Origin of the sequence: Pseudomonas sp. SJZ131 (assembly GCF_007828705.1) — a bacterium.
Classification (GTDB): Bacteria; Pseudomonadota; Gammaproteobacteria; order Pseudomonadales; family Pseudomonadaceae; genus Aquipseudomonas; species Aquipseudomonas prosekii.
Genome location: NZ_VIVC01000002.1, coordinates 1124409 through 1147015, shown reverse-complemented (window position 1 = coordinate 1147015; position 22607 = coordinate 1124409). Strand labels below are relative to the sequence as shown.

General features: G+C 58.3%; 18 protein-coding genes. 15 read left to right on the top strand and 3 right to left on the bottom strand.

The genetic code is table 11. The features are described 5' to 3' along the window. Nucleotides 1-80 precede the first annotated feature (80 nt). The 5 genes from FBY12_RS12275 (at nucleotide 81) to FBY12_RS12260 (ending at nucleotide 6178) form a co-directional block, all read left to right on the top strand. On the top strand, nucleotides 81-716 hold the full coding sequence (locus tag FBY12_RS12275) for an RluA family pseudouridine synthase (protein WP_092271155.1): 636 nt from the start codon (nucleotides 81-83) through the stop codon (nucleotides 714-716). A 209-nt stretch (nucleotides 717-925) separates the two neighbouring features. Further along, on the top strand, nucleotides 926-2215 hold the full coding sequence (locus tag FBY12_RS12270) for a M18 family aminopeptidase (RefSeq protein ID WP_145253002.1): 1290 nt from the start codon (nucleotides 926-928) through the stop codon (nucleotides 2213-2215). Between the two features lie 147 nt (nucleotides 2216-2362). Then, nucleotides 2363-2539: a hypothetical protein gene (locus tag FBY12_RS27670; protein ID WP_178111750.1), complete on the top strand. Its 177-nt coding sequence runs from the start codon at nucleotides 2363-2365 to the stop codon at nucleotides 2537-2539. 77 nt (nucleotides 2540-2616) lie between these two features. Further along, entirely contained in the window at nucleotides 2617-4773 is a 2157-nt protein-coding gene (locus tag FBY12_RS12265) for a mechanosensitive ion channel family protein (protein ID WP_121733421.1), read from the top strand. 67 nt (nucleotides 4774-4840) lie between these two features. Beyond that, the gene (locus FBY12_RS12260; RefSeq protein WP_145253001.1) at nucleotides 4841-6178 is read left to right on the top strand and encodes an amidohydrolase; all 1338 of its coding nucleotides are present in this window, start codon (nucleotides 4841-4843) and stop codon (nucleotides 6176-6178) included. A gap of 210 nt (nucleotides 6179-6388) precedes the next feature. On the opposite strand, the gene FBY12_RS12255 is transcribed toward FBY12_RS12260, so the two are convergent. Further along, a complete protein-coding gene (locus FBY12_RS12255; RefSeq protein WP_145253000.1) occupies nucleotides 6389-7102 on the bottom strand; it encodes a UTRA domain-containing protein in 714 nt (237 codons plus the stop codon). Between the two features lie 361 nt (nucleotides 7103-7463). Between FBY12_RS12255 and FBY12_RS12250 the strand changes: the two genes are divergently transcribed. The 6 genes from FBY12_RS12250 to FBY12_RS12225 all read left to right on the top strand — a co-directional run bounded on the left by FBY12_RS12250 (nucleotide 7464) and on the right by FBY12_RS12225 (nucleotide 12780). After that, complete coding sequence (locus FBY12_RS12250) at nucleotides 7464-8528, top strand: ABC transporter substrate-binding protein (RefSeq protein WP_145252999.1); 1065 nt, start codon at nucleotides 7464-7466, stop codon at nucleotides 8526-8528. A 142-nt stretch (nucleotides 8529-8670) separates the two neighbouring features. Next, nucleotides 8671-9477, top strand: a complete 807-nt coding sequence (locus tag FBY12_RS12245; protein WP_121734225.1) for an alkaline phosphatase family protein — start codon at nucleotides 8671-8673, stop codon at nucleotides 9475-9477. A 5-nt stretch (nucleotides 9478-9482) separates the two neighbouring features. After that, entirely contained in the window at nucleotides 9483-10319 is an 837-nt protein-coding gene (locus FBY12_RS12240) for an ABC transporter permease subunit (RefSeq protein ID WP_178111763.1), read from the top strand. Further along, the gene (locus tag FBY12_RS12235; RefSeq protein ID WP_145252998.1) at nucleotides 10306-11106 is read left to right on the top strand and encodes an ABC transporter permease; all 801 of its coding nucleotides are present in this window, start codon (nucleotides 10306-10308) and stop codon (nucleotides 11104-11106) included. Before FBY12_RS12240 ends, FBY12_RS12235 begins: the two co-directional genes overlap by 14 nt. Then, the gene (locus FBY12_RS12230) at nucleotides 11103-12092 is read left to right on the top strand and encodes an ABC transporter ATP-binding protein (protein ID WP_145252997.1); all 990 of its coding nucleotides are present in this window, start codon (nucleotides 11103-11105) and stop codon (nucleotides 12090-12092) included. Before FBY12_RS12235 ends, FBY12_RS12230 begins: the two co-directional genes overlap by 4 nt. 34 nt (nucleotides 12093-12126) lie before the next feature. Continuing rightward, complete coding sequence (locus tag FBY12_RS12225) at nucleotides 12127-12780, top strand: HAD family phosphatase (RefSeq protein ID WP_101209971.1); 654 nt, start codon at nucleotides 12127-12129, stop codon at nucleotides 12778-12780. A gap of 468 nt (nucleotides 12781-13248) precedes the next feature. On the opposite strand, the gene FBY12_RS12220 is transcribed toward FBY12_RS12225, so the two are convergent. Then, a complete protein-coding gene (locus FBY12_RS12220) occupies nucleotides 13249-14211 on the bottom strand; it encodes an NAD(P)H-quinone oxidoreductase (RefSeq protein WP_145252996.1) in 963 nt (320 codons plus the stop codon). A 140-nt stretch (nucleotides 14212-14351) separates the two neighbouring features. Between FBY12_RS12220 and FBY12_RS12215 the strand changes: the two genes are divergently transcribed. After that, nucleotides 14352-16433, top strand: a complete 2082-nt coding sequence (locus tag FBY12_RS12215; protein ID WP_178111762.1) for a carboxy terminal-processing peptidase — start codon at nucleotides 14352-14354, stop codon at nucleotides 16431-16433. 132 nt (nucleotides 16434-16565) lie between these two features. Next, nucleotides 16566-18356: a bifunctional diguanylate cyclase/phosphodiesterase gene (locus FBY12_RS12210; RefSeq protein WP_092271197.1), complete on the top strand. Its 1791-nt coding sequence runs from the start codon at nucleotides 16566-16568 to the stop codon at nucleotides 18354-18356. A gap of 126 nt (nucleotides 18357-18482) precedes the next feature. Here FBY12_RS12210 and FBY12_RS12205 read toward each other — a convergent pair whose 3' ends face one another. Next, nucleotides 18483-18809, bottom strand: a complete 327-nt coding sequence (locus tag FBY12_RS12205; RefSeq protein ID WP_145252995.1) for a hypothetical protein — start codon at nucleotides 18807-18809, stop codon at nucleotides 18483-18485. Nucleotides 18810-19540: 731 nt separating this feature from the next. On the opposite strand from FBY12_RS12205, the gene FBY12_RS12200 reads away from it, so the two are divergent. Both FBY12_RS12200 and FBY12_RS12195 read left to right on the top strand, forming a co-directional pair. Further along, nucleotides 19541-20752: a DUF4297 family anti-phage-associated protein gene (locus FBY12_RS12200; RefSeq protein WP_145252994.1), complete on the top strand. Its 1212-nt coding sequence runs from the start codon at nucleotides 19541-19543 to the stop codon at nucleotides 20750-20752. A gap of 16 nt (nucleotides 20753-20768) precedes the next feature. Further along, the gene (locus FBY12_RS12195; protein ID WP_145252993.1) at nucleotides 20769-22454 is read left to right on the top strand and encodes an ATP-binding protein; all 1686 of its coding nucleotides are present in this window, start codon (nucleotides 20769-20771) and stop codon (nucleotides 22452-22454) included. Nucleotides 22455-22607: the final 153 nt, after the last annotated feature.

The window sequence follows — 22607 nt, the reverse complement described above, 5'->3', positions numbered from 1 at the left end:
GCAATTCGCGGGCAAGCCTCGCTCCTACAGGGGGCGCGAGGACCTGAGTCGCCGTTGGCGTTTGTTACGAGGCTGTTTTAATGCCGTTGTCGAACATCCAGATCATTCATCAGGACGCCGCCGTTCTGGTGGTGAACAAACCGACCCTGTTGCTCTCCGTGCCCGGCCGGGCCGATGACAACAAGGACTGCCTGATTACCCGCCTGCAAGAAAACGGCTACCCGGAAGCGCGCATCGTCCATCGGCTGGATTGGGAAACCTCCGGCATCATTCTGCTGGCCCGCGACCCGGACACGCACCGCGAATTGTCTCGACAGTTTCACGACCGCGAAACCGAAAAAGCCTACACCGCGCTGTGCTGGGGCCAACCGGAACTGGACAGCGGCAGCATCGATTTGCCGTTGCGCTACGACCCGCCGACCAAACCCCGGCATGTGGTCGATCACGAATTCGGCAAGAACGCCCTGACGTTCTGGCGCGTGCTGGAACGTTGCGGCGACTGGTGTCGCGTCGAGCTGACGCCGATCACCGGCCGTTCGCATCAGTTGCGTGTGCACATGCTGTCGATCGGCCATCCGCTGCTCGGCGACGGCCTCTACGCCCACGAACAGGCCCTGGCTGCCTGGCCGCGCCTGTGTTTGCACGCGAGCATGCTGAGCTTCACCCAGCCGCAAACCGGCGAACGCCTGCGCTTCGAATGCCCCGCACCGTTCTGAAGTCGTGTAAATAACCTGTGGCAGCGAGCTTGCTCGCGATAGCGATCTCAAATCCGACATTGATGTTGGCTGATGCATCGCCATCGCGAGCAGGCTCACTCCCACAGGGCATCATTCCAAGTCCCCTTCATCGGCAACCCGACATCAGCCCACCGCCAATTCTGCGGCCAATACGTTAAACTCGCGCCCATTGCTGTCTGGAGTTTCTTATGCGCGAAGAGTTGAACCAAGGCCTGATCGACTTCCTCAAGGCCTCCCCTACCCCGTTTCATGCCACTGCCAGCCTTGTTCAGCGTCTGGAAGCGGCAGGTTTCTCGCGTCTCGACGAGCGTGAACCGTGGGTCGTCGAAACCAACGGCCGTTACTACGTCACCCGCAATGATTCCTCGATTGTCGCCTTCAAGATGGGCCGTCACTCGCCGCTGCACGGCGGCATTCGCATGGTCGGCGCGCACACCGACAGCCCGTGCCTGCGGGTCAAGCCGCAACCGGAACTGCAACGCCAGGGTTTCTGGCAGTTGGGCGTCGAAGTTTATGGCGGCGCGCTGCTGGCACCGTGGTTCGACCGCGACCTGTCGCTGGCCGGCCGCGTGACCTTCCGCCGCGATGGCAAAGTCGAAAGCCAATTGGTCGACTTCAAGGCGCCGATCGCGACCATTCCCAACCTGGCCATTCACCTCAACCGTGAAGCCAACATGGGTTGGGCGATCAACGCGCAAACCGAACTGCCGCCGATCCTCGCGCAATTTGCCGGTGACGAACGCGTGGACTTCCGCGCCGTGCTCACCGATCAACTGGCGCGCGAACACGGGCTGAACGCCGACGTGGTGCTTGATTACGAGCTGAGCTTTTACGACACGCAAAGCGCTGCAGTGATTGGCTTGCACGGCGATTTCATTGCCGGCGCGCGCCTCGACAACCTGCTGTCGTGCTACGCCGGCCTGCAAGCGTTGCTGACCACCGAAACCGACGAAACCTGTGTGTTTGTCGCCAACGACCACGAAGAAGTCGGCTCCTGCTCGGCATGCGGCGCCGACGGCCCGATGCTTGAACAGACGCTGCGCCGCTTGTTGCCGGAAGGTGACGAGTTCGTCCGCACGATTCAGAAATCGCTGCTGATTTCGGCCGACAACGCTCACGGCGTGCATCCCAACTACGCCGAGAAACACGACGCCAACCACGGCCCGAAACTCAACGCCGGCCCGGTTATCAAGGTCAACAGCAACCAGCGCTACGCCACCAACAGCGAAACCGCCGGGTTCTTCCGCCATCTGTGCATGGCCGAAGAAGTGCCGGTGCAAAGCTTCGTGGTGCGCAGCGACATGGGCTGCGGCTCGACCATCGGCCCGATCACCGCCAGCCACCTCGGCGTGCGCACCGTGGACATCGGCCTGCCGACGTTCGCCATGCACTCGATCCGCGAACTGTGCGGCAGCCACGACCTCGCGCATCTGGTCAAAGTGCTGAGCGCGTTCTACACCTGCCGCGAGTTGCCATAAACGCTGCGCCCCTGTAGGAGCAAGGCTTGCCCGCGATGGCGTCAATGAGATCGCCATCGCGGGCAAGCCTTGCTCCTACAGGTGTTTACCACCGGTCGCCGAAAAGCCACCTAGACTTTAAACATCCCCTACGACAAGGCTGTCGCCATGATCACGATGTCTTCCTTCCACGCCATGCTGATCCCGATTCTCGCCGGGATGATCATGCTGGCAATCGGCTTCAACTTCCGCGACAAAAACGCCGGCGTCTTCGCCATGTGGTTCGGCATGCTGCTGATCCTCGCCACCGTCGTTTACAAAATCCTCGCCAAACTCAACGAATAAATCCGCGCCCCGGCTCGCATTGATTTTGACGGGCTCGTACACTCGGCCGATCCGCTCATCCCGAGGTTGACCACCTAGTGTCCGCTCGTCTTTTTGCCCTGCCCTGTTTCCTCCTTGTCTGCCTCATGACGTTGCTGCCGATCGCCTCTGCCCAGGCCGTCGGTTTGCCCGGTCTGCTGAACAACTCGTCGAAAACCCAACCCGAAGCCCAGGCACCGCTGGGGCAATCGCTCGACGAAGTGATCAAGTCGCTGGAAAACGATCAACAACGCACCAAGCTGCTCGCCGATCTGAAAAAGCTCCGCGACGTCACCAAAAAAGCCCAACCGACCGCCGAAGAAGGCGTGCTGGGCTTGATCGGCGGCACGCTCGCCAGTTTCGAAAGCAAGTTTTCCGGGGCTGACAGTCCGGTCACCCGCTGGTCCACGGAATTTGGTTTGGCCAAGGAAGAATTCTCCGCGCTGATGCTCCCGGCCAGCGAGTGGCTGCCGATCATTTTTGCTTTCGCGATGATTCTGATGGTCTGGAGCCTGCTCGCCGCCGCGCTGATCTGGATCAGCCACCGCGTGCGCATGCGCTTCGGCCTTACCGAAGAATTGCCGCAACACCCCAAAGCCCTCGACATGCTGCGCTTCGCCCTGCGCAAGCTCGGGCCGTGGCTGATTGCGCTGGTGATGACCGTTTACATGAGCTACGCGCTGCCGTCCTCGCTGGGCAAAAGCCTGGCGATGGTGCTCGCGTATGCGTTGGTGGTCGGCACCTGTTTCTCGGCGATCTGCGTGATTGCGTTCTCCGTGCTCGACGGCCCGCATCGCCATCGCGCCTTGTACATCCTGCGTCATCAGGCGTTCCGGCCGCTGTGGCTGATCGGCAGTTTCGCCGCGTTCGGTGAAGCCCTGAGCGACCCGCGACTGGTCGCCAGCCTCGGCACGCACCTGGCGCACACCGCAGCGACCATCGCCAATGTCATGGCCGCGCTGTCCACCGGGCTGTTCATCCTGCGCTTCCGCCGCCCGATTGCGCATTTGATCCGCAATCAGCCGTTGTCGCGACGCCTGACCCGTCGCGCCCTCAGCGACACCATCGATATCCTCGGCACGTTCTGGTACGTACCGGCGCTGGTGCTGGTGTGCATTTCGCTGTTCGCGACATTCTTCTCGGCCGGCGACACCAGCACCGCGTTGCGCCAATCACTGATCTGCACCGTCCTGCTGGTGTTGTGCATGGTCATCAATGGCCTGGTGCGCCGCCATTCACTGAAACCGCAACGCGGGGTGAAACGCCACGCGCTGTATTCCGAGCGCCTGAAAAGCTTCTGCTACACCCTCGCGCATTTGTTCGTCTGGCTGGTGTTCATCGAGCTCGGTTTGCGCGTCTGGGGCATGTCGCTGATTTCCTTCACCGAGGGCGAAGGGCATGAAGTCAGCGTCAAACTGTTCAGCCTCGCCGGTACGCTGATTTTTGCCTGGCTGATCTGGATTCTCAGCGACACCGCCGTGCACCACGCCCTCACCCGTTCGCGCAAAGGCCTGGCCAACGCGCGGGCGCAAACGATGATGCCGCTGATCCGCAACGTGCTGTTCGTGGCGATTTTCATCATCGCGCTGATCGTCGCGCTGGCGAACATGGGCATGAACGTCACGCCACTGCTGGCGGGTGCCGGTGTGATCGGTCTGGCCATCGGTTTCGGTGCGCAATCGCTGGTTGCCGACTTGATCACCGGCCTGTTCATCATCATCGAAGACTCGCTGGCCATCGACGATTACGTGGACGTCGGCGGCCACCTCGGCACCGTCGAAGGCCTGACAATCCGCACCGTGCGCCTGCGCGACATCGACGGCATCGTCCACACCATCCCGTTCAGCGAAATCAAAAGCATCAAGAACTACTCGCGCGAATTCGGCTACGCGATTTTCCGCGTGGCGGTGCCGTACAACATGGAAATCGACGAGGCGATCAAACTGATGCGCGAGGTCGGCCAGAAAATGCGCACCGACCCGCTGCAACGCCGCAATATCTGGTCACCGCTGGAGATTCAAGGCGTCGAGAGTTTCGAGTCCGGCAGCGCGATCCTGCGCGCGCGGTTCAAGACGGCGCCGATCAAACAGTGGGAAGTGTCGCGCGCGTTCAACTTGTCGCTGAAACGGCATTTGGATGAGGCCGGGCTGGATCTGGCGACGCCGCGGATGAGTGTGCAGGTGATCACTGCGGGCGGCGGCGTGCAGAAGCAATAGCACTCTGGGCGGCGGCTCCGGTCACAGGCATTGAAGCCAACAAAAACAACAGCCATGGAGAAGACCGATGCCGCTGACTCGCATTGCCCAAACCTGCCTGCTGACCGTGTTCGGCGCGCTGGCCGCCCACGCCGGCGCCGACACCCGGGAAACCAGCCGCAGTTACATTGCCGAACAAGCCCGGGCGCTCGAACCCGAACTGCTGGAAACCCGCCGCGACATCCACGCGCATCCAGAGCTCGGTAACACCGAGAAACGCACCGCCGAACTGGTCGCCAAACAACTGCGCGCGATGGGCCTGGAAGTCAAAACCGGCGTCGCCCGCACCGGCGTGGTCGCCGTCCTCAAGGGCGCCCTGCCCGGCCCGACCGTGGCCCTGCGCGCCGACATGGACGCGCTGCCAGTCAAGGAAGTCGGTGACCTGCCATTCGCCTCGAAGGCCAAAGGCACCTACCTCAACAAAGAAGTCGACGTGATGCACGCCTGCGGCCACGACGCGCACACCGCGATCCTGCTGAGCACGGCGAAAATTCTTACAGGCCTGCGCGAAACCCTGCCCGGCACGGTGGTGTTCTACTTCCAACCGGCCGAAGAAGGCCCGAGCGACTTCATCCCGGATGGCACAAACACCTGGGGCGCAAAAATGATGATCGCTGAAGGCGCGATGCAATCGCCGAAACCCGACGCGGTGTTCGGCCTGCACGTCTGGGCCGGCGTCCCCGCCGGGCAAATCGCCTACCGCCAAGGTCCAACCCTCGCCAGCTCCGACGACCTGCGCATCAAAATCCTCGGCAAACAAACCCATGCCGGCCGCCCCTGGGACGGCATCGACCCGATCACCGTCGGCGCCCAAACCATCGTCGGCCTGCAAACCGTGGTCAGCCGCCGCACCGACATATCGTCCTACCCTTCGGTGGTCAGCATCGGCACCATCAACGGCGGCACGCGCTATAACATCATTCCCGAATCACTCGACATGACCGGGACCATCCGCTCCTACGACTACGGCATCCGCCAAAAACTGCACGCCGACGTCCGCCAGACCGTGGAAAAAATCGCCGAAAGCGGCGGCGCGAAAGCCGAAGTGACCATCATCGAGAAATACGACCCGACGATTAACAACCCGGCGCTGACCGAGAAAATGCTGCCGACCCTGCGCTGGGCAGCGAGAGACGACGTGGTGCAGGGGCCGCTGGTGGGCGGCGCGGAGGATTTTTCGTTCTATGCGAAAGAAGTGCCGGGGTTGTTTGTTTTCTTGGGCGTGACGCCCAGGGATCAGGATTTGAGCAAAGCGGCGCCGAATCATAATCCGGGTTTCTTTGTGGATGAGTCGGCGCTGGTGGTTGGGGTGCGGACGATGGCTTCGTTGGCGACCGATTATTTGTATGCGAATGGGAAGCCTTGATGGGGTTTTGAGTGGGGGGATTGGGGGAGTCTGGGAGGGATTTGTTGGGTGGGAGGGGGTTATCGCGAGCAGGCTCGCTCCTACAGGGGGGGAATTGGGGGTGTTTGGGGAAAACAGGTGGTCTGTGAGGACGCCTTCGCGGGCAAGCCTCGCTCCTACAGGGGGTTGGGTGTGTTTGGGGAAACCGGGTTGGCTGTGAGGTCGCCAGACTCAAATCACGTCAACCCCGACATGAATCGCATCATGGCGCCAGAACTCCAAGTCACAATCGATCAGTCTCCCCCGCTGATCATAATTGACCCGAACAATCCTCAATCCCGGACTCCCCACCGACACCCTCAACGCAGAAGCCGCATCCACCGACAACGCCGTCGGCACAATCTCGAAACGCACGCGGCCATAGTGCAAATCGTAATGCCGCGCATACAACTCGGTAATCGACTCATTCAAATCAAAATCGAGAATCCCCGGAAAAAACTGCGGATTCAGATAATGCTCCACATACAACACCAACCGCCCATCAATCCGCCGCGCCCGACACACCTGAATCACGCTCGACAACGCCGGCAACTGCAACCACTCGCACACCGCTGCCGAAGCTGGCTGCAACCGCGCTGAAATCACCTCCGTCGACGGCACCCGCCCCTGCGCACTCACCATCGCGTGAAAATGACTGCGCTGCATCAGGTTATAAGCAAGACGCGGCGGCGAAACAAACCAGCCACGGCGCTCCTCCCGATAAATCTGCCCCTGCGCCTCCAACTGCAACAACGCCTCGCGCACGGTAATCCGCGTCGTCCCGAACAACTCACTGAGCTTGCGCTCGGCCGGCAACTTACTCCCGGCCGCCAACAACCCGTGGCCCAGTTGCTCCTGCAACACCTGGCCAATCGCTGTCACCGCTTTGGTTGCCTCATCGCGCATCAAACGTTACCTATCTGGACTAGACCAGCACTGAATCGGGGCACCGCTGCCTGCCAAAACCGCTTGAGCAACGTCCAGCAAGCCTAGGCAGCCCAGATGACCAACAGATGACAAAGCCGCCCAACGGTCATCAAAAGCGCCCGCGCAAACCTTGCAATACATCGGCCAAGTCCCTGCTCAGCGGGCCGCTGCCCATGGTCTACGCTTACCGGGCACCCGCCAGATACGGGCAAATAAAAGCCCCGTCGGGCGACCGCCGACATGAAAGTGTCATGCAGTCCGCCTAAATTGGCTCAGGTATTGCTGACCTAGACCAACACCACCGCAATCGCAGCGTTGAAAACGCCCAAAGGAGCTTCGGATGAAACAGCTTTTCCTGGCATCACTGTTAGGCTCGACCATTGCCATGTGCACCGCCGCGATGGCGGCTGATGATTTGAAAACCCTGGAAGCCGCAGCGAAAGCGGAAGGTGCAGTCAACAGCGTCGGCATGCCCGATGACTGGGCGAACTGGAAAGGCACGTGGGAAGACCTGGCGAAAAAATACGGCCTCAAACACGTCGACACCGACATGAGCTCGGCGCAGGAAATCGCCAAGTTCGCCGCTGAAAAAGACAACGCCAGCGCCGACATCGGCGACGTCGGTGCAGCCTTCGGCCCGATCGCGGTCAAGCAAGGCGTTGTGCAACCGTACAAGCCAACCACCTGGGAACAAATCCCCGCCTGGGCCAAAGACACCGACGGCAACTGGGCGCTGGCCTACACCGGCACCATCGCATTCATCGTCAACAAAAAACTCCTGCACGGCTCCGAATCCCCAACCAAATGGGCTGACCTGAAAACCGGTAAATACAAGGTGTCCATCGGTGACGTGAGCACCGCCGCGCAAGCCGCCAACGGCGTGTTGGCCGCAGCGATTGCCAACGGTGGCGACGAGAAAAACATTCAACCGGCCCTGCTGCTGTTCGCCGACATCGCCAAGCAAGGGCGTCTGTCGATGGCCAACCCGACCATCGCCACCATGGAAAAAGGCGAAATCGAAGTCGGCGTGGTCTGGGACTTCAACGGCCTGAGCTACAAAGCCAAGATGGCCAACCCGGATGACTACACCGTGCTGATCCCGTCCGATGGCTCGGTGATTTCCGGTTACACCACCATCATCAACAAGTACGCGAAGAACCCGAACGCCGCCAAGCTGACCCGCGAATACATCTTCAGCGACGCCGGCCAGACCAACCTGGCGCGCGGCAACGCTCGTCCGATCCGCGCCGAACACCTGCAACTGCCGGCCGAGGTTCAAGCCAAATTGCTGCCGAACGAGCAGTACAAAGGCGTGACCCCGATCAAGGACGCCGACGCCTGGGAAAAAACCTCCAAAGCCCTGCCGCAGAAGTGGAACGAAGAAGTCATTGTTGAAATGAAATGATGCTTCATCTGTAGGAGCAAAGCTTGCTCGCGAAGACGGACTGACATTCAACATTGATGTTGGCTGAAAGTCCGCCTTCGCGGGCAAGCCTCGCTCCTACAGGTTTTGTTGTTATCTACTGTTTTGCGGAGTTCTCGCCCCTATGAAGCACAACGTCATCCTTGTCGTGCTCGACGGCCTCAATTACCAGGTCGCTCGCCACGCCATGGGGCACCTGCAGGCTTACGTTGGCGCAGGACGCGCAGCGCTGTACAAACTGGAGTGCGAACTGCCGGCCCTGTCCCGACCGCTTTACGAATGCATCCTGACCGGCGTTACGCCGATCGACAGCGGCATCGTCCACAACAACGTCTCGCGCCTGTCCAACCAGCGCAGCATCTATCACTACGCGCGCGACGCCGGCCTGACCACCGCCGCCGCGGCTTATCACTGGGTCAGCGAGCTGTACAACCGTTCGCCATTTGTCGCCGCCCGCGATCGTCACACCGACGACGCCGAGCTGCCGATCCAGCACGGGCACTTCTACTGGAACGACCACTACCCCGATTCGCACCTGTTCGCCGACGCGGAAAACCTGCGCCTGCGCCATGCGCCGAACTTTCTGCTGATCCACCCGATGAACATCGACGACGCCGGGCACAAGCACGGCCTCGACACGCCGCAATACCGTAACAGCGCGCGCTCGGCCGACATCATCCTCGCCGATTACCTGCAAACCTGGCTCGACGCCGGCCACCAGGTATTGGTGACCGCTGACCACGGCATGAACAACGACCGCTCGCACAACGGCCTGCTGCCGGAAGAACGCGAAGTGCCGCTGTTTGTCCTCGGCGACGCCTTCAGCCTCAACCCCGACGCGGCGCCGAAACAAATCGAAATCTGCGGCAGCGTCTGCGAACTGCTCGGCGTGCCCCACGACAAACCTGTGTGCCGGGAGCTGCTCAAGTGAACGCCATGACTCGCGGCAAATGGCTGGCGGCGCTGTTTCTGGTGCCCTTTGCCCTGTTCTTTATCGTGTTCGAAATCGCCCCGCTGGTCTGGGTGATGATCAACAGCCTGCAATCGGAAGAGTTCGGCTGGGGCGTGGCCAACTTCAGCAAAATCTTCAGCTCGAAGTTCTATTTGCAGGCGATCCAGTACAGCCTCGAAATCAGTTTCTGGTCGAGCGTATTCGGCATCATCATCGCCGTGCTTGGCGCGTATTCGTTGCGCCGGGTCGACTCCAAACTGCGCAACTTCGTCAACGCCTTCGCCAACATGACCAGCAACTTCGCCGGCGTGCCACTGGCCTTCGCGTTCATCATTCTGCTCGGCTTCAACGGCAGTTTCACCATCATGCTCAAGCAGGCTGGGATCATTCAGGACTTCAACCTGTACTCGAAAACCGGCCTGATCATTCTCTACACCTACTTCCAGATTCCGCTCGGCGTGCTGCTGCTGTACCCGGCGTTCGACGCCTTGCGCGAAGACTGGCGCGAGTCTGCCGAACTGCTCGGCGCCAACGGTTGGCAATTCTGGCGCCACATCGGTTTGCCGGTGCTGACCCCGGCGCTGCTCGGCACCTTTGTGATTCTGCTGGCCAACGCCCTCGGCGCCTACGCCACGGTTTACGCGCTGACCACCGGCAACTTCAACGTGCTGCCGATCCGCATCGCGGCGATGGTTTCCGGCGACATCTCCCTCGACCCGAACATGGCCAGCGCCCTCGCCGTGGTGTTGGTGGCGTTGATGACCCTGGTGACCATCGTCCATCAGTTGCTGTTGAAGAGGAGCTACCATGTCTCGCGCTGAATTGGGCCCCGTCGGCGTTTACCACCGGGTCGTGGTGTATGTGCTGTTTGCGATCCTGTTATTGCCGCTGCTCGGCACGCTGATCTATTCGATCTCCAGCAGTTGGTCGGCGACCATTCTGCCCAGCGGTTTCACCTTCAAATGGTATGTGCAGCTGTGGAGCGATCCGCGTTTCCTGCACGCTTTCGGCCAGTCGCTGCTGGTGTGCGTCGGCGCGCTGATCCTCTCGGTGGTGCTGATTCTGCCGCTGCTGTTTGTGGTGCATTACCACTTCCCGAAACTCGATGCGCTGATGAACATCCTGATTCTGCTGCCGTTCGCGGTGCCGCCGGTGGTGTCCTCGGTCGGCCTGCTGCAACTGTACGGTTCCGGGCCGTTGGCGATGGTTGGCACGCCGTGGATTCTGATCGGTTGCTACTTCACCGTCGCCCTGCCGTTCATGTACCGCGCGATCACCAACAACCTGCAAGCGATCAACCTGCGCGACCTGATGGACGCCGCGCAACTGCTCGGCGCCAGCACTTTTCAAGCGGCATTCCTGGTGGTGCTGCCGAACTTGCGCAAGGGTTTGATGGTGGCGTTGCTGCTGTCGTTCTCGTTCCTGTTCGGTGAGTTCGTGTTTGCCAACATCCTCGTCGGCACGCGATACGAGACCTTGCAGGTGTACCTCAACAACATGCGCAACAGCAGCGGCCACTTCACCAGCGCGCTGGTGATTTCCTACTTCTTCTTTGTGCTGGTTCTGACCTGGGCGGCCAATATCTTGAACAAGGACAAAAGCGAATGAGCTACGTCAGCGTCCAACACCTGCAAAAAAGCTACGCGAGCACACCAGTCTTCAGCGATATCAATTGCGAAATTCAGAAAGGTGAATTCGTCACCCTCCTCGGCCCTTCCGGTTGTGGCAAGTCGACTTTGCTGCGCTGCATCGCTGGGCTGACCTCGGTGGATGGCGGCAAGATCCTGCTGGATGGCGTCGATATCGTGCCGCTGAGCCCGCAGAAACGCGGAATCGGCATGGTGTTCCAAAGCTACGCGCTGTTCCCGAACATGACGGTGGAACAGAACGTCGCGTTCGGTTTGCGCATGCAAAAGGTCAACGCCGACGACAGCCACCGACGCGTCGCCGAGGTGCTGAAACTGGTCGAGCTCAACGAGTTCGCCGCGCGTTATCCGCATCAACTGTCTGGCGGCCAATGTCAGCGGGTGGCGCTGGCGCGTTCGTTGGTTACGCGGCCTCGACTGTTGTTGCTGGATGAACCGCTGTCGGCGCTGGATGCGCGGATTCGTAAACACTTGCGCGAACAGATCCGCCAGATTCAGCGCGAACTCGGCTTGACCACGATCTTCGTCACACACGATCAGGAAGAAGCGCTGACGATGTCTGATCGCATTTTCCTGATGAATCAGGGAAAAATCGTACAAAGCGGCGACGCCGAAACCCTCTACACCGCGCCCGTCGATGTGTTCGCCGCCGGTTTTATCGGCAACTACAACCTGCTCGACGCCGACAGCGCGACAAAACTGTTGCAGCGACCGATCAACAGCCGCATCGCGATTCGCCCGGAGGCCATCGAACTGAGCCTCAATGGCGAACTCGACGCGCAGGTCCGCAGCCACAGCCTGTTGGGCAACGTGATCCGCTACCGGGTCGAGGCCCGAGGCGTGGAATTGGTGGTGGACGTGTTGAACCGCTCGGCGGCGGATCTGCATCCCGACGGTCAGCGTCTGGCGCTTTCCATCGATCCGACCGCGCTGTGTGAGGTAGCCTGATGCCTTTGCTGATGTTGAAGAGAGAACTGCACTAATGGCCCTGGCAATTTTTGATCTGGACGAAACGCTGATTCATGGCGACTGCGCCACCCTCTGGAGCGAACAGATGGGCCGGCTGGGCTGGGTTGATCCCGAGTCGTTCATGCGGCAGAACAATGAGCTGATGGACGCCTACAGCCACGGCAAACTGCGGATGGAGGACTACATGGCCTTCAGCCTCGAACCGATGATCGGGCGCACGCCGGAAGAGGTCGATCACCTGGTCGGCCCGTGGGTTGAAGACTTTATCGAGCCGATTATTTTCAGCGACGCCACCAAAACCATCGCCGCGCACCGCAAGGCCGGTGACCGGATTCTGGTGATTTCGGCGTCGGGCACGCATTTGGTCAGGCCGATTGCTGACCGCTTGGGCATCGACGAGATTCTCGCCATCGAACTGGAAGTCGCGCACGGCGTTTACAGCGGCAACACGGTTGGCACGCTGACCTACCGCGAAGGCAAAATCACCCGATTGCTGGAATGGCTCGACGCCGAAGAGGAAAACCTCGAAGGCGCAAGCTTCTACTCCGACTCGCGCAACGACCTGCCACTGCTGCTGAAAGTCGACTTCCCGCACGTGGTCAACCCCGACCCGGTGCTGCTCGAGCATGCCGAAAAAGCCGGCTGGCCGATCCACCTCTGGAAATAACCGATACCCCCATAGGGACCGCAAAAAACCTGTAGGAGCAAGGCTGGCGCAAAACCTGTGGGAGCAAGGCTTGCCCGCGATTGCCGCGACGCGGTTTAACTGATGGACCGTGTTATCGTTCTTCGCGAGCAAGCTTTGCTCCCACAAGGGCGGCGCGAAACCTGTGGGAGCAAGGCTTGCCCGAAACCTGTAGGAGCAACGGTGGCGCGGAACCTGTGGGAGCAAGGCTTGCCCGCGATTGCCGCGACGCGGTCAGACCGGTGGACCGCGTTATCGTTCTTCGCGAGCAAGCTTTGCTCCTACAAGGGCGGCGCAAAACCTGTAGGAGCAAGGGCGGCGCGAAACCTGTAGGAGCGAGGCTTGCCCGCGAATGAGGCGACGCGGTTTAACTGACGGACCGCGTTATCGTTCTTCGCGAGCAAGCCTCGCTCCTACAAGGGCATCGGTTCGCGCTGGGAATCCAGGTTTTCAGGTCAGGCTTTCGTCGATCAGCAGGACCAGTTTCCCCGAGACTGTGTTGCTCGCCAGTTCCGCGAAGGCCGCTTCGGCGTCTTTGATTTTGAAGGCCTGCGCCAACTGCGGTTTCAACCGACCTTCGGCAAACAATGGCCAAACGTGCTGGCTCAGTTCGCTGAACAAATCAGCCTTGAACTGATCATCGCGGCTGCGCAACGTCGAGCCCAGCAACTGCACGCGTTTGCCCAACACCTGCGCCAGATCGAGCTTGGCCTCACGGCCGCCCATCAAACCGATCAACACCCAACGGCCATCCAGCGCCGTCAGCTTCAAGTTCAGCGCCGCGTAATTGCCGCCCACCGGGTCGAGAATCACGTTGAACGGGCCCAGATCACTCAAGCTTTCCAGGTCGCCAGTGCGCACCACGCCGCCCTGCGCGCCGAGGGCTTCGCAGTACGCCAGACGCTCGGCCGACCCGACGCTGACCCAACACGGGCTACCAAACGCCTTGCACAACTGGATCGCCGCAGAACCGATGCCACTCGCGCCAGCGTGCAGCAGAACTTTCTCACCGGGCTTGAGCGCCGCAAGATGAAATAAATTTAACCAAACAGTTGCATACACTTCCGGCAACCCGGCGGCCTCGGCCAGCGACACACCTTCGGGAACCGGCAACACGTGCCGTCCGTCGACAACCACTTCCTCGGCCATCCCGCCCCCGGCCAGCAAGGCGCAAACCCGGTCCCCGACCTGCCAGGACGAGCCCGCGCCGACCTCGCTGATCACCCCCGAACACTCAAGACCCAGCACCTGACTGGCTCCCGGTGGGGGCGGATAAAGGCCTGCCTTCTGTAACAAATCGGCGCGATTGAGGCCCGCTGCCGCCACCCGAATACGCACTTGTCCTACATCACACGTAGGACTCGGCTCTTCAACCCACTCCACTTGACCGTCAACGCCTTGCAATGCTTTCACAGTGCCTCCATAGTGAGTCTGGACTGAGCCCGGCGCTGTATCACCGGGCTTTCTTGCATTATGTGACCGGCCCTTTGTGGAACCGGCGACTTCAAAGACGGCCTAATATGCGTGATCAATTGTCCCCGCGTCGAATCAGCATGAAGCAACTGTTCCCCAGCACCGCCCTAGCCCTATTCATTGGTATCGGCCTTCTGCCGATGTCGAGCAATTCGTTTGCAGCCAATAGCTGGGACAAACTTCAGCCTGATCGTGACGAAGTAATCGCCAGTCTGAACGTCGTCGAGCTGCTCAAACGCCACCACTACAGCAAGCCGCCGCTCGACGATGCGCGCTCGGTGATCATCTACGACAGCTACCTCAAGCTGCTGGATCCATCGCGCAGCTACTTCATGGCCAGCGACATCGCCGAATTCGACAAATGGAAAACCCAGTTTGACGACTTCCTCAAAAGCGGCGATCTGAACGCCGGGTTTACCATCTACAAGCGCTACCTGGACCGCGTCAAAGCGCGTCTGGACTTCGCCCTTGCCGAGCTGAACAAAGGCGTCGACAAAATCGACTTCACCACCAAAGAAACCTTGCTGATCGATCGCAAGGACGCTGCGTGGCTCAAATCCACCGCCGAACTCGACGACCTGTGGCGCAAACGCGTCAAGGACGAAGTGCTGCGGATGAAGATCGCCGGCAAGGATTCCAAGCAAATCCAGGAAACCCTGACCAAGCGCTACAAGAACCAATTGGCGCGCCTCGATCAGACCCGTCCGGAAGACATCTTCCAGGCGTACATCAACACCTTCGCCATGTCCTACGACCCGCACACCAACTATCTGTCGCCGGATAACGCGGAAAACTTCGACATCAACATGAGCCTGTCCCTCGAGGGCATCGGCGCCGTGTTGCAGAGCGACAACGACCAAGTGAAAGTCGTGCGTCTGGTGCCAGCCGGCCCGGCCGACAAGACCAAACAGGTCGCACCGGCCGACAAGATCATCGGCGTTGCCCAAGGCAACAAAGAGATGGTCGACGTGGTGGGCTGGCGTCTCGACGAAGTGGTCAAACTGATCCGTGGTCCGAAAGGCACCATCGTGCGCCTGGAAGTCATCCCGGCGAGCAATGCGCCAAACGACCAGACCACCAAGATCGTGCCGATCACCCGCGAAGCCGTGAAGCTTGAAGACCAGGCTGTGAAGAAGTCGGTCCTCAACCTGAAACAGGATGGCAAGGACTACAAACTCGGCGTCATCGAGATTCCCGCCTTCTATCTGGACTTCAAGGCGTTCCGCGCTGGCGATCCGGACTACAAGAGCACCACGCGCGACGTCAAGAAACTGCTGACCGAGCTGCAGAAAGACAAAGTTGACGGCGTGGTCATCGACCTGCGCAACAACGGCGGCGGTTCCCTGCAGGAAGCCACCGAGCTGACCAGCCTGTTCATCGACAAAGGTCCGACCGTCCTCGTGCGTAACGCCGATGGCCGGGTCGATGTGCTCGAAGATGAAAACCCGGGCGCCTTCTACAAAGGCCCGATGGCGTTGCTGGTCAACCGCTTGTCCGCCTCGGCTTCGGAGATTTTCGCCGGCGCCATGCAGGACTACCACCGCGCGTTGATCGTCGGCGGCCAGACCTTCGGCAAAGGCACCGTGCAGACCATTCAGCCGCTGAACCATGGCGAACTGAAACTGACCCTGGCCAAGTTCTACCGGGTTTCCGGCCAGAGCACCCAGCATCAGGGCGTACTGCCGGATGTAGATTTCCCGTCGATCATCGACACCAAGGAAATCGGCGAAAGCGCACTGCCGGAAGCCATGCCGTGGGACACCATCAAAGCGGCGATCAAGCCTGCGAGCGACCCGTTCAAGCCGTACCTCACCGAGCTCAAATCCGAGCATGACGTGCGTTCGGCCAAAGACGCCGAGTTCGTGTTCATCCGTGACAAGCTGGCCCTGGCGCAGAAGCTGATGGAAGAAAAAACCGTCAGCCTCAACGAAGCCGATCGTCGCAAGCAACACGCCGACATCGAAGCCAAGCAACTGGTCATGGAAAACATCCGTCGCAAAGCCAAGGGCGAAGAACCGCTCAAAGAGCTGAAGAAAGAAGACGAAGATGTGATCGCGGCCGAGCCGGACAAGACCAAACCGGAAGACGATGCCTACCTGAGCGAGACCGGGCGGATTCTGCTGGATTACTTGAAACTCAACACCACGGTAGCCAAGCACTAATGATGGCAATTTAATGCTGACGCTCCCCGGAGCGTCATCAAACAGTCATCACTCTGTCGTGAAATAAAGGATTGGGACCGCCTCTTCAACAAGAGTCGCTCCCAGTCCTTTTTTTTATTGCCAGAGATCGCCATGACCATGACCGAACAGCTGAGTGCCTTGAGTTCAATACTGGCTCAAAGCGGCTTGCACAGCTTGTTCCAGCCGATCATCTCGCTCTCCGAAAGACGAATCATCGGTTACGAAGCCCTCAGCCGCGGCCCGTCCAACAGCCCGCTGCACTCCCCCATCGCGCTGTTCGCCGTGGCCCGTCAGGCCGGGCGCCTCAGCGAACTGGAAATAGCCTGTCGCGCCAGCGCTTGCCGACGCTTCAACGAACAGCAACTGCCGGGCAAACTGTTCCTCAACGTCTCGCCGGAATCGCTGCTCGAAGCCGCGCACCAGCCGGGCCGCACCCTGCAACTGCTGCAAGACTTCGGCATCCCGCCGAGCCAGGTGGTCATCGAACTCACCGAACAAACCCCGACCGACGATTTCCAGCTGCTGCAAAACGCTCTGCATCACTACCGGGCGATGGGTTTTTCCATCGCGCTGGATGATCTGGGCGCGGGTTATTCGAGTCTGCGTTTATGGTCCGAGCTGCGGCCGGACTACGTGAAGATTGATCGGCACTTTATCGACGGCATTCATCAGGACGCGCTCAAACGTGAGTTTGTCGGTTCGATTTTGCAGATCGCCAAAGCCTCGCGCGCGCAAGTGATCGCCGAAGGCATCGAGCTGCCGGAAGAACTCGCGGTGTTGACCGAAATGGGCGTCGACCTGGTGCAAGGCTATTTGCTCTGCCGCCCGCAGGAACAGCCGCCGCGCGACGCCCGTAACCTGATGCCCAAACACGACAGCGCAGCCGTCGCGCTGAATGATGAAGGCAGCGACCTCAGCGCCCTGCTCAACGAGCAACCGGCGGTCAACCGCGACACCCCGACCGCCACCGTACTCGAAGCCTTCCGTCGTCAAGCCAACCTCAACTCGCTGGCGGTGCTCGACGAACAAGGCCAGCCGTGCGGCATCGTCCACCGCCATTCGCTCTCCGACGCGCTGCTCAAGCCCTTCGCCACCGACCTGTTCGCGCGCAAACCGATCAGCCGCTTGATGAACGACGACTTTCTCGCCGTAGAAATGAGCCAGTCGCTGCAACAAGTCAGCCGCCTGATCACCAGCCGCGCCCGCCAACGCATCGAAGAAGACTTCATCATCACGCTCAACGGCGGTTACCTGGGCCTGGGCCGAGTCATCGACGTGCTCAAACTCATCACCGAACTGAAAATCCAACAAGCGCGCTACGCCAACCCGCTGACCCTGCTGCCCGGCAACGTGCCGATCCAGCAATGCCTGACCCGCCTGCTGCAACAGGCGCGCGAATCGGTGATCTGCTACGTCGACATCGACAGCTTCAAACCCTTCAACGACATCTACGGCTACGGCCGCGGCGACGAAGTTCTGCTGTGCCTGGCGCAATGCCTGAACGACCGCGTCGACCCGTCCCGCGACTTCGTCGGACACATCGGCGGCGACGACTTCTTACTGGTGCTCGGCCCGGAAGATTGGCGCAAACGGCTGAACCAGTTGCTCGACGACTTCCAGAGCCAGTGCCGACGCTTTTACCGCAGCGAACACCTCGACGCCGGCTGCTTCATCGCCCCTAACCGCCAAGGCGTGAGGCAAGAATTCCCGTTGTTGTCATTGTCGATTGGCGTCGTGCACCTGCACCCACAAGCCTGCGCCGGGCTGGACGCAAGCCTGCTGGCCGAGATGGCCTCCCAAGCCAAACACCACGCGAAAAACGTACCGGGCTACAGCGTGCACGTAATCGATAGCCTCGCCGTGCACTGGCGAGAAAGCGAATTACTGATGGGCCAGCGGTAACAAACTGACGCCTTCGCCAACAAGCCCCGCTCCCAGAATTCGCGTTGTTCCCAAAACAACGCAAACCCCGTAGGAGCAAGGCTTGCCCGCGAAGACGTCAGCTCAAACACCATCAATCCAAAAAAACTATCCCACCTCCCCCATCGCCTTCAACCGCCGCCCAATCACATCGAGCAAATCACAGCCATCGCGCAACGGAATGGCACACAGCAACGCAAAGTCACTGAGGATGAAAGACTGAGACTCAATCGACCCACGCATCGCCAAATTCTCCAACGCCTGAGTCACAGCGCGAAGTCGATAATTGGCAGCGTCGTACAAAACATCGAGTGGGGCATGGGCGTCGACGAACAGCGTGGGCATGTCATCGCAATTGCTGGTGAGGGCCATGAAGCGGCTTTCGGGGTGGGGAGTAGGTTTTATGTAGGGTTGGTTAAAATTTGGCTTTGGCATTTTTGAATCCCTAAAAGTGTGATGAAAACTGCCATCCACCTTCCTACGGGTAAGGTGGCAGCCATGTGCGGGGTAGGAATATCGAGACTTTTAAGGCAAAACTCGACCACGCCGAAGCGTGCCCGCACACAGCCGCCGAATCGAATCTTACGGACGCATTTCAACGGCCGCAATCCAGCATCGACGCCAATGTCACCTTAAAAGTCTTGAAGGGTTCCTACGCCCTGTCGCTGGATATGCAGCGACCACCAAAGCCTACCCCTCGAACTCACCGCGCACCAGTTCACCAAAGTCGCCGCGACTTGAAGGAAATTTCCGAGGGTGTTGCCCGGAAATTTCGTCCATAGAAAGCGAAAGGCATGAAATTCGTACGCGCCTTCCCTAGATTTTTGTCATCCCGAGGTGGGTTTCTTCCATCAATAGGCGCGATTTGTCAGACGCTCCTTCCGGCCCAATGCGGCCCCTCAGAAAATCAAGCCGCTGTTCGCTCATCCCGTCTCCGAAGCTGAGCTATAGTGATTAACTGTCGCTGACGCGCGATAGGACAATATTCCGTGATATTTGCAATGCATGTTCAGCAAAATCTTACACTGAACATATGATGGTAAACCGTGCCTGGGGTACAGAGGGTACTCGCCAGCATTTACGGAATAGCACGTTGGAATACTTGCACCGACTGATAATGCTGAATGCGAGCAATTACTGATAGAGACATAGCAGATGGACATGCCATGACCGACAGAAGCGCCGTTGACACTATCCGAGGTTATTTTTACCAATTCGATCTTTCCATCTTTAGCGTTTTGAAACTGACTTCGCCGGACGATTCTATTGAGATTGAGTGCACCGAGGATATCGATATCCGGACCGCAAGCGAAGTAACCGCCACGCAGTGCAAATACTACGCGAAGACCGAATACAACCATTCCGTGATTAAAGATGCGATTAAGCACATGGTGTCCCACTTCAAGGAAAGCTTGTGCGGAACGAAACCAAAGGTTGCGTATTCCATTAAGGGGCACTATGCATCCGGCCAGGAAAAACTGGATGGCGGTGTAGACGTTGATTTCCTAAAGAAGCACTTCCTAACCTACACGAAAGACAAAGTCATCTATCACCATCACTTGGACTTAGAGCTTTCCGACGCTGAACTCGAGGAGTTTTTACAGCGCCTGACTATCGACATCAGGGCGAAAGAGTTTGATCAACAGTTCCAAGAGGTGGTGAGGGCGCTTCAAGTTGCGCTGGGCGGGTCGTTATTCTCTGCCGAATATTTTTTCTACAATAACGCGCTGGCGGTTATCCGCGATTTATCGATCAAGGCTTCGCCGACGGACCGGGCAATTACGAAGAAGCAATTCCTGGCTAAGATCAACACCTCGAGCATTTTGTTCAATGAGTGGTTCGTCGAGAGAAAGGGCAAAAAGGCTCACTTGGCAGCGCTTCGTAAGGAGTATTTTACGGAGCTAAACGTGCCGCCATACGAACGTTTCTTCATGGTAGAAGTAGACTCAGACTCATATGAGCGAGGCGACCTAAAAGACCTATTCCACGATCTTTCAAGGAAATGGGCCAAACTGTCGGCTCGTGAGCCGTCGCCTTTCTGTCCGTACATTTATGTTCACGGAGTAACAGACGGTGAGCTTCTCGAGCTTAAGCGGGAACTCAGCAACGAGGGCTTTAAGCCAATAGACGGCCACGACTTCCAAGGGGCGGAATTTAGCCATCAATCGATTACGCAGACGGCCACGCACGGTAACGGGATTAGGATAAAGGTCCTAAACACGCTTTCCAATGTCGAGCAAACCGTAGACGCGGTTACCAAGACACGGCGCATTTACCAATTCCATTTGGGCAGATGCTATTTCCAGTACGACAAGCCAGCGGTCCGGCACATCAAGATTCAGGTTGAACGGCTGTCAGACATCAAATCAATCATCTGAACGCAGGGATGTAAGCATGTTACATAAACAGGAAGAAGAGAAAATAAATGCCCAAGTAATAGCGGTTTTTCCCGACAAGGTGCGTATTGTTGTGGATGACCTCGAAGACTTTAAAACAGCGGAAGATTCGTTGAGGGTTGGCTCTTATGTGAAAATTGCGGATAACGAAAACGCGGTTCTCATAGCAATTATCGAGAACTTCCAGATTGCCGTCAGCGCAAATGGGAAGCGGGATTACATCATCGAAGCATTCCCGATAGGCATCTTGAGGGACGGTAAATTCGAACGCGGCGGCGATTCGCTAGCGATCCCGCCTAAGGAAGTTCAACCCGCGACCATCGCCGATATTAAAAAAATTTACGATGACTCAGTCCCTCAACGCGAGAGGTTCCTATTTTCGACGCTGGCTTCAAATGGGAACGTTCCCGTGCCCGTGAACGGAAATAAATTCTTCAACAAGCACATCGCAGTGGTCGGCTCGACCGGGTCCGGTAAATCACACACTTTAGCTACCATCATCCAGAAGGCAGTATCGGGAAAAGACGGCGACTTCTCACTCAACAACTCACATGTGATCATTTTCGACATCCACGCGGAGTACAAGTCGGCGTTCCCTTCCGCAAACTACATCGACATTTCAAACTTAGTCTTACCATACTGGATGCTAAACAGTGAAGAGCTGGAGGAGTTCTTCCTCGACACCGAAGCGAACGATCACAACCAGAGGAATATTTTCAAGGAAGCGATCATTAGGGACCGACGCGCAAAGTTCAGCGGATCCGAGACCGAAAAGCAAAAAATTCACCTCGACACACCTATCCTATTCGACATCAAAGAGGTACTGACGTACGCGATCGCTAAGAATGAAGAAATGGTCGATAGCGGAGAAGTTTACGCATCCAGTAACAAGGAAAAGGCCGGACAGCCTAAATACACGCAGGGAAGCCTTTACGGAAAACTAACGAACTTCGTCAACCGCCTCGAGAACAAGGTGAATGACACTAGGCTTGAATTCTTCCTTGGCGAAAAATCAAAGAACATCACGTTCGAAGAAACACTTCAGCAGTTGCTCGGATACCCCTTGCAAAGCAGATCAAACGTGACAGTCATTGACCTTAGCGGAGTTCCGTTCGAGGTACTGAGCATCACAGTATCACTCATATCGAGGCTCATTTTCGAGTATGGGTACATCTACAAACGCATACGCTGCGCCAAGAACCCTAGCGAGAAGGTGAACAACGATGTACCAATCCTGCTTGTCTACGAGGAGGCGCACAAATATGTCCCTAACAGCGACCTTTCAAAATACCGGTCGTCCAAAGCCTCTATTGAACGGATTGCCAAGGAAGGACGAAAGTATGGCGTGACGCTATTGTTAGCGAGCCAACGGCCCTCAGAGATATCAGAAACGATCTTTTCTCAATGCAGCAACTTCATTGCGATGCGTCTGACCAATCCAACGGATCAAGGCTACGTAAAAAAGCTACTTCCGGACTCGCTTGGTTCATTGATTGACAAGATGACCTCGTTCCGACAGGGGGAAGCTTTATTGGTAGGTGAATCCATTATTCTTCCCTCAATCGTTCAAATTGAGCCTTGCGCCGACGCCCCCTCCTCGAACGATATCCCTTACTGGCAACTGTGGAAGGAGGAATGGAAGGACATGGACTTCGCGGCCATCAAAGCGGAATGGTACAAGTAATATCTGCAAGCTGTATTCGTCAAGAAAAAAATGGGGACGGATTTATTTCTAAGAACTAGTAAAGAATAAAAATAGATTCGTCCGCCATTTTTCCTCCAAACGCCGCTTTCGGACCAGAAGCAGTAGTTGGGATGCGTCCTTAAACGAATGCTT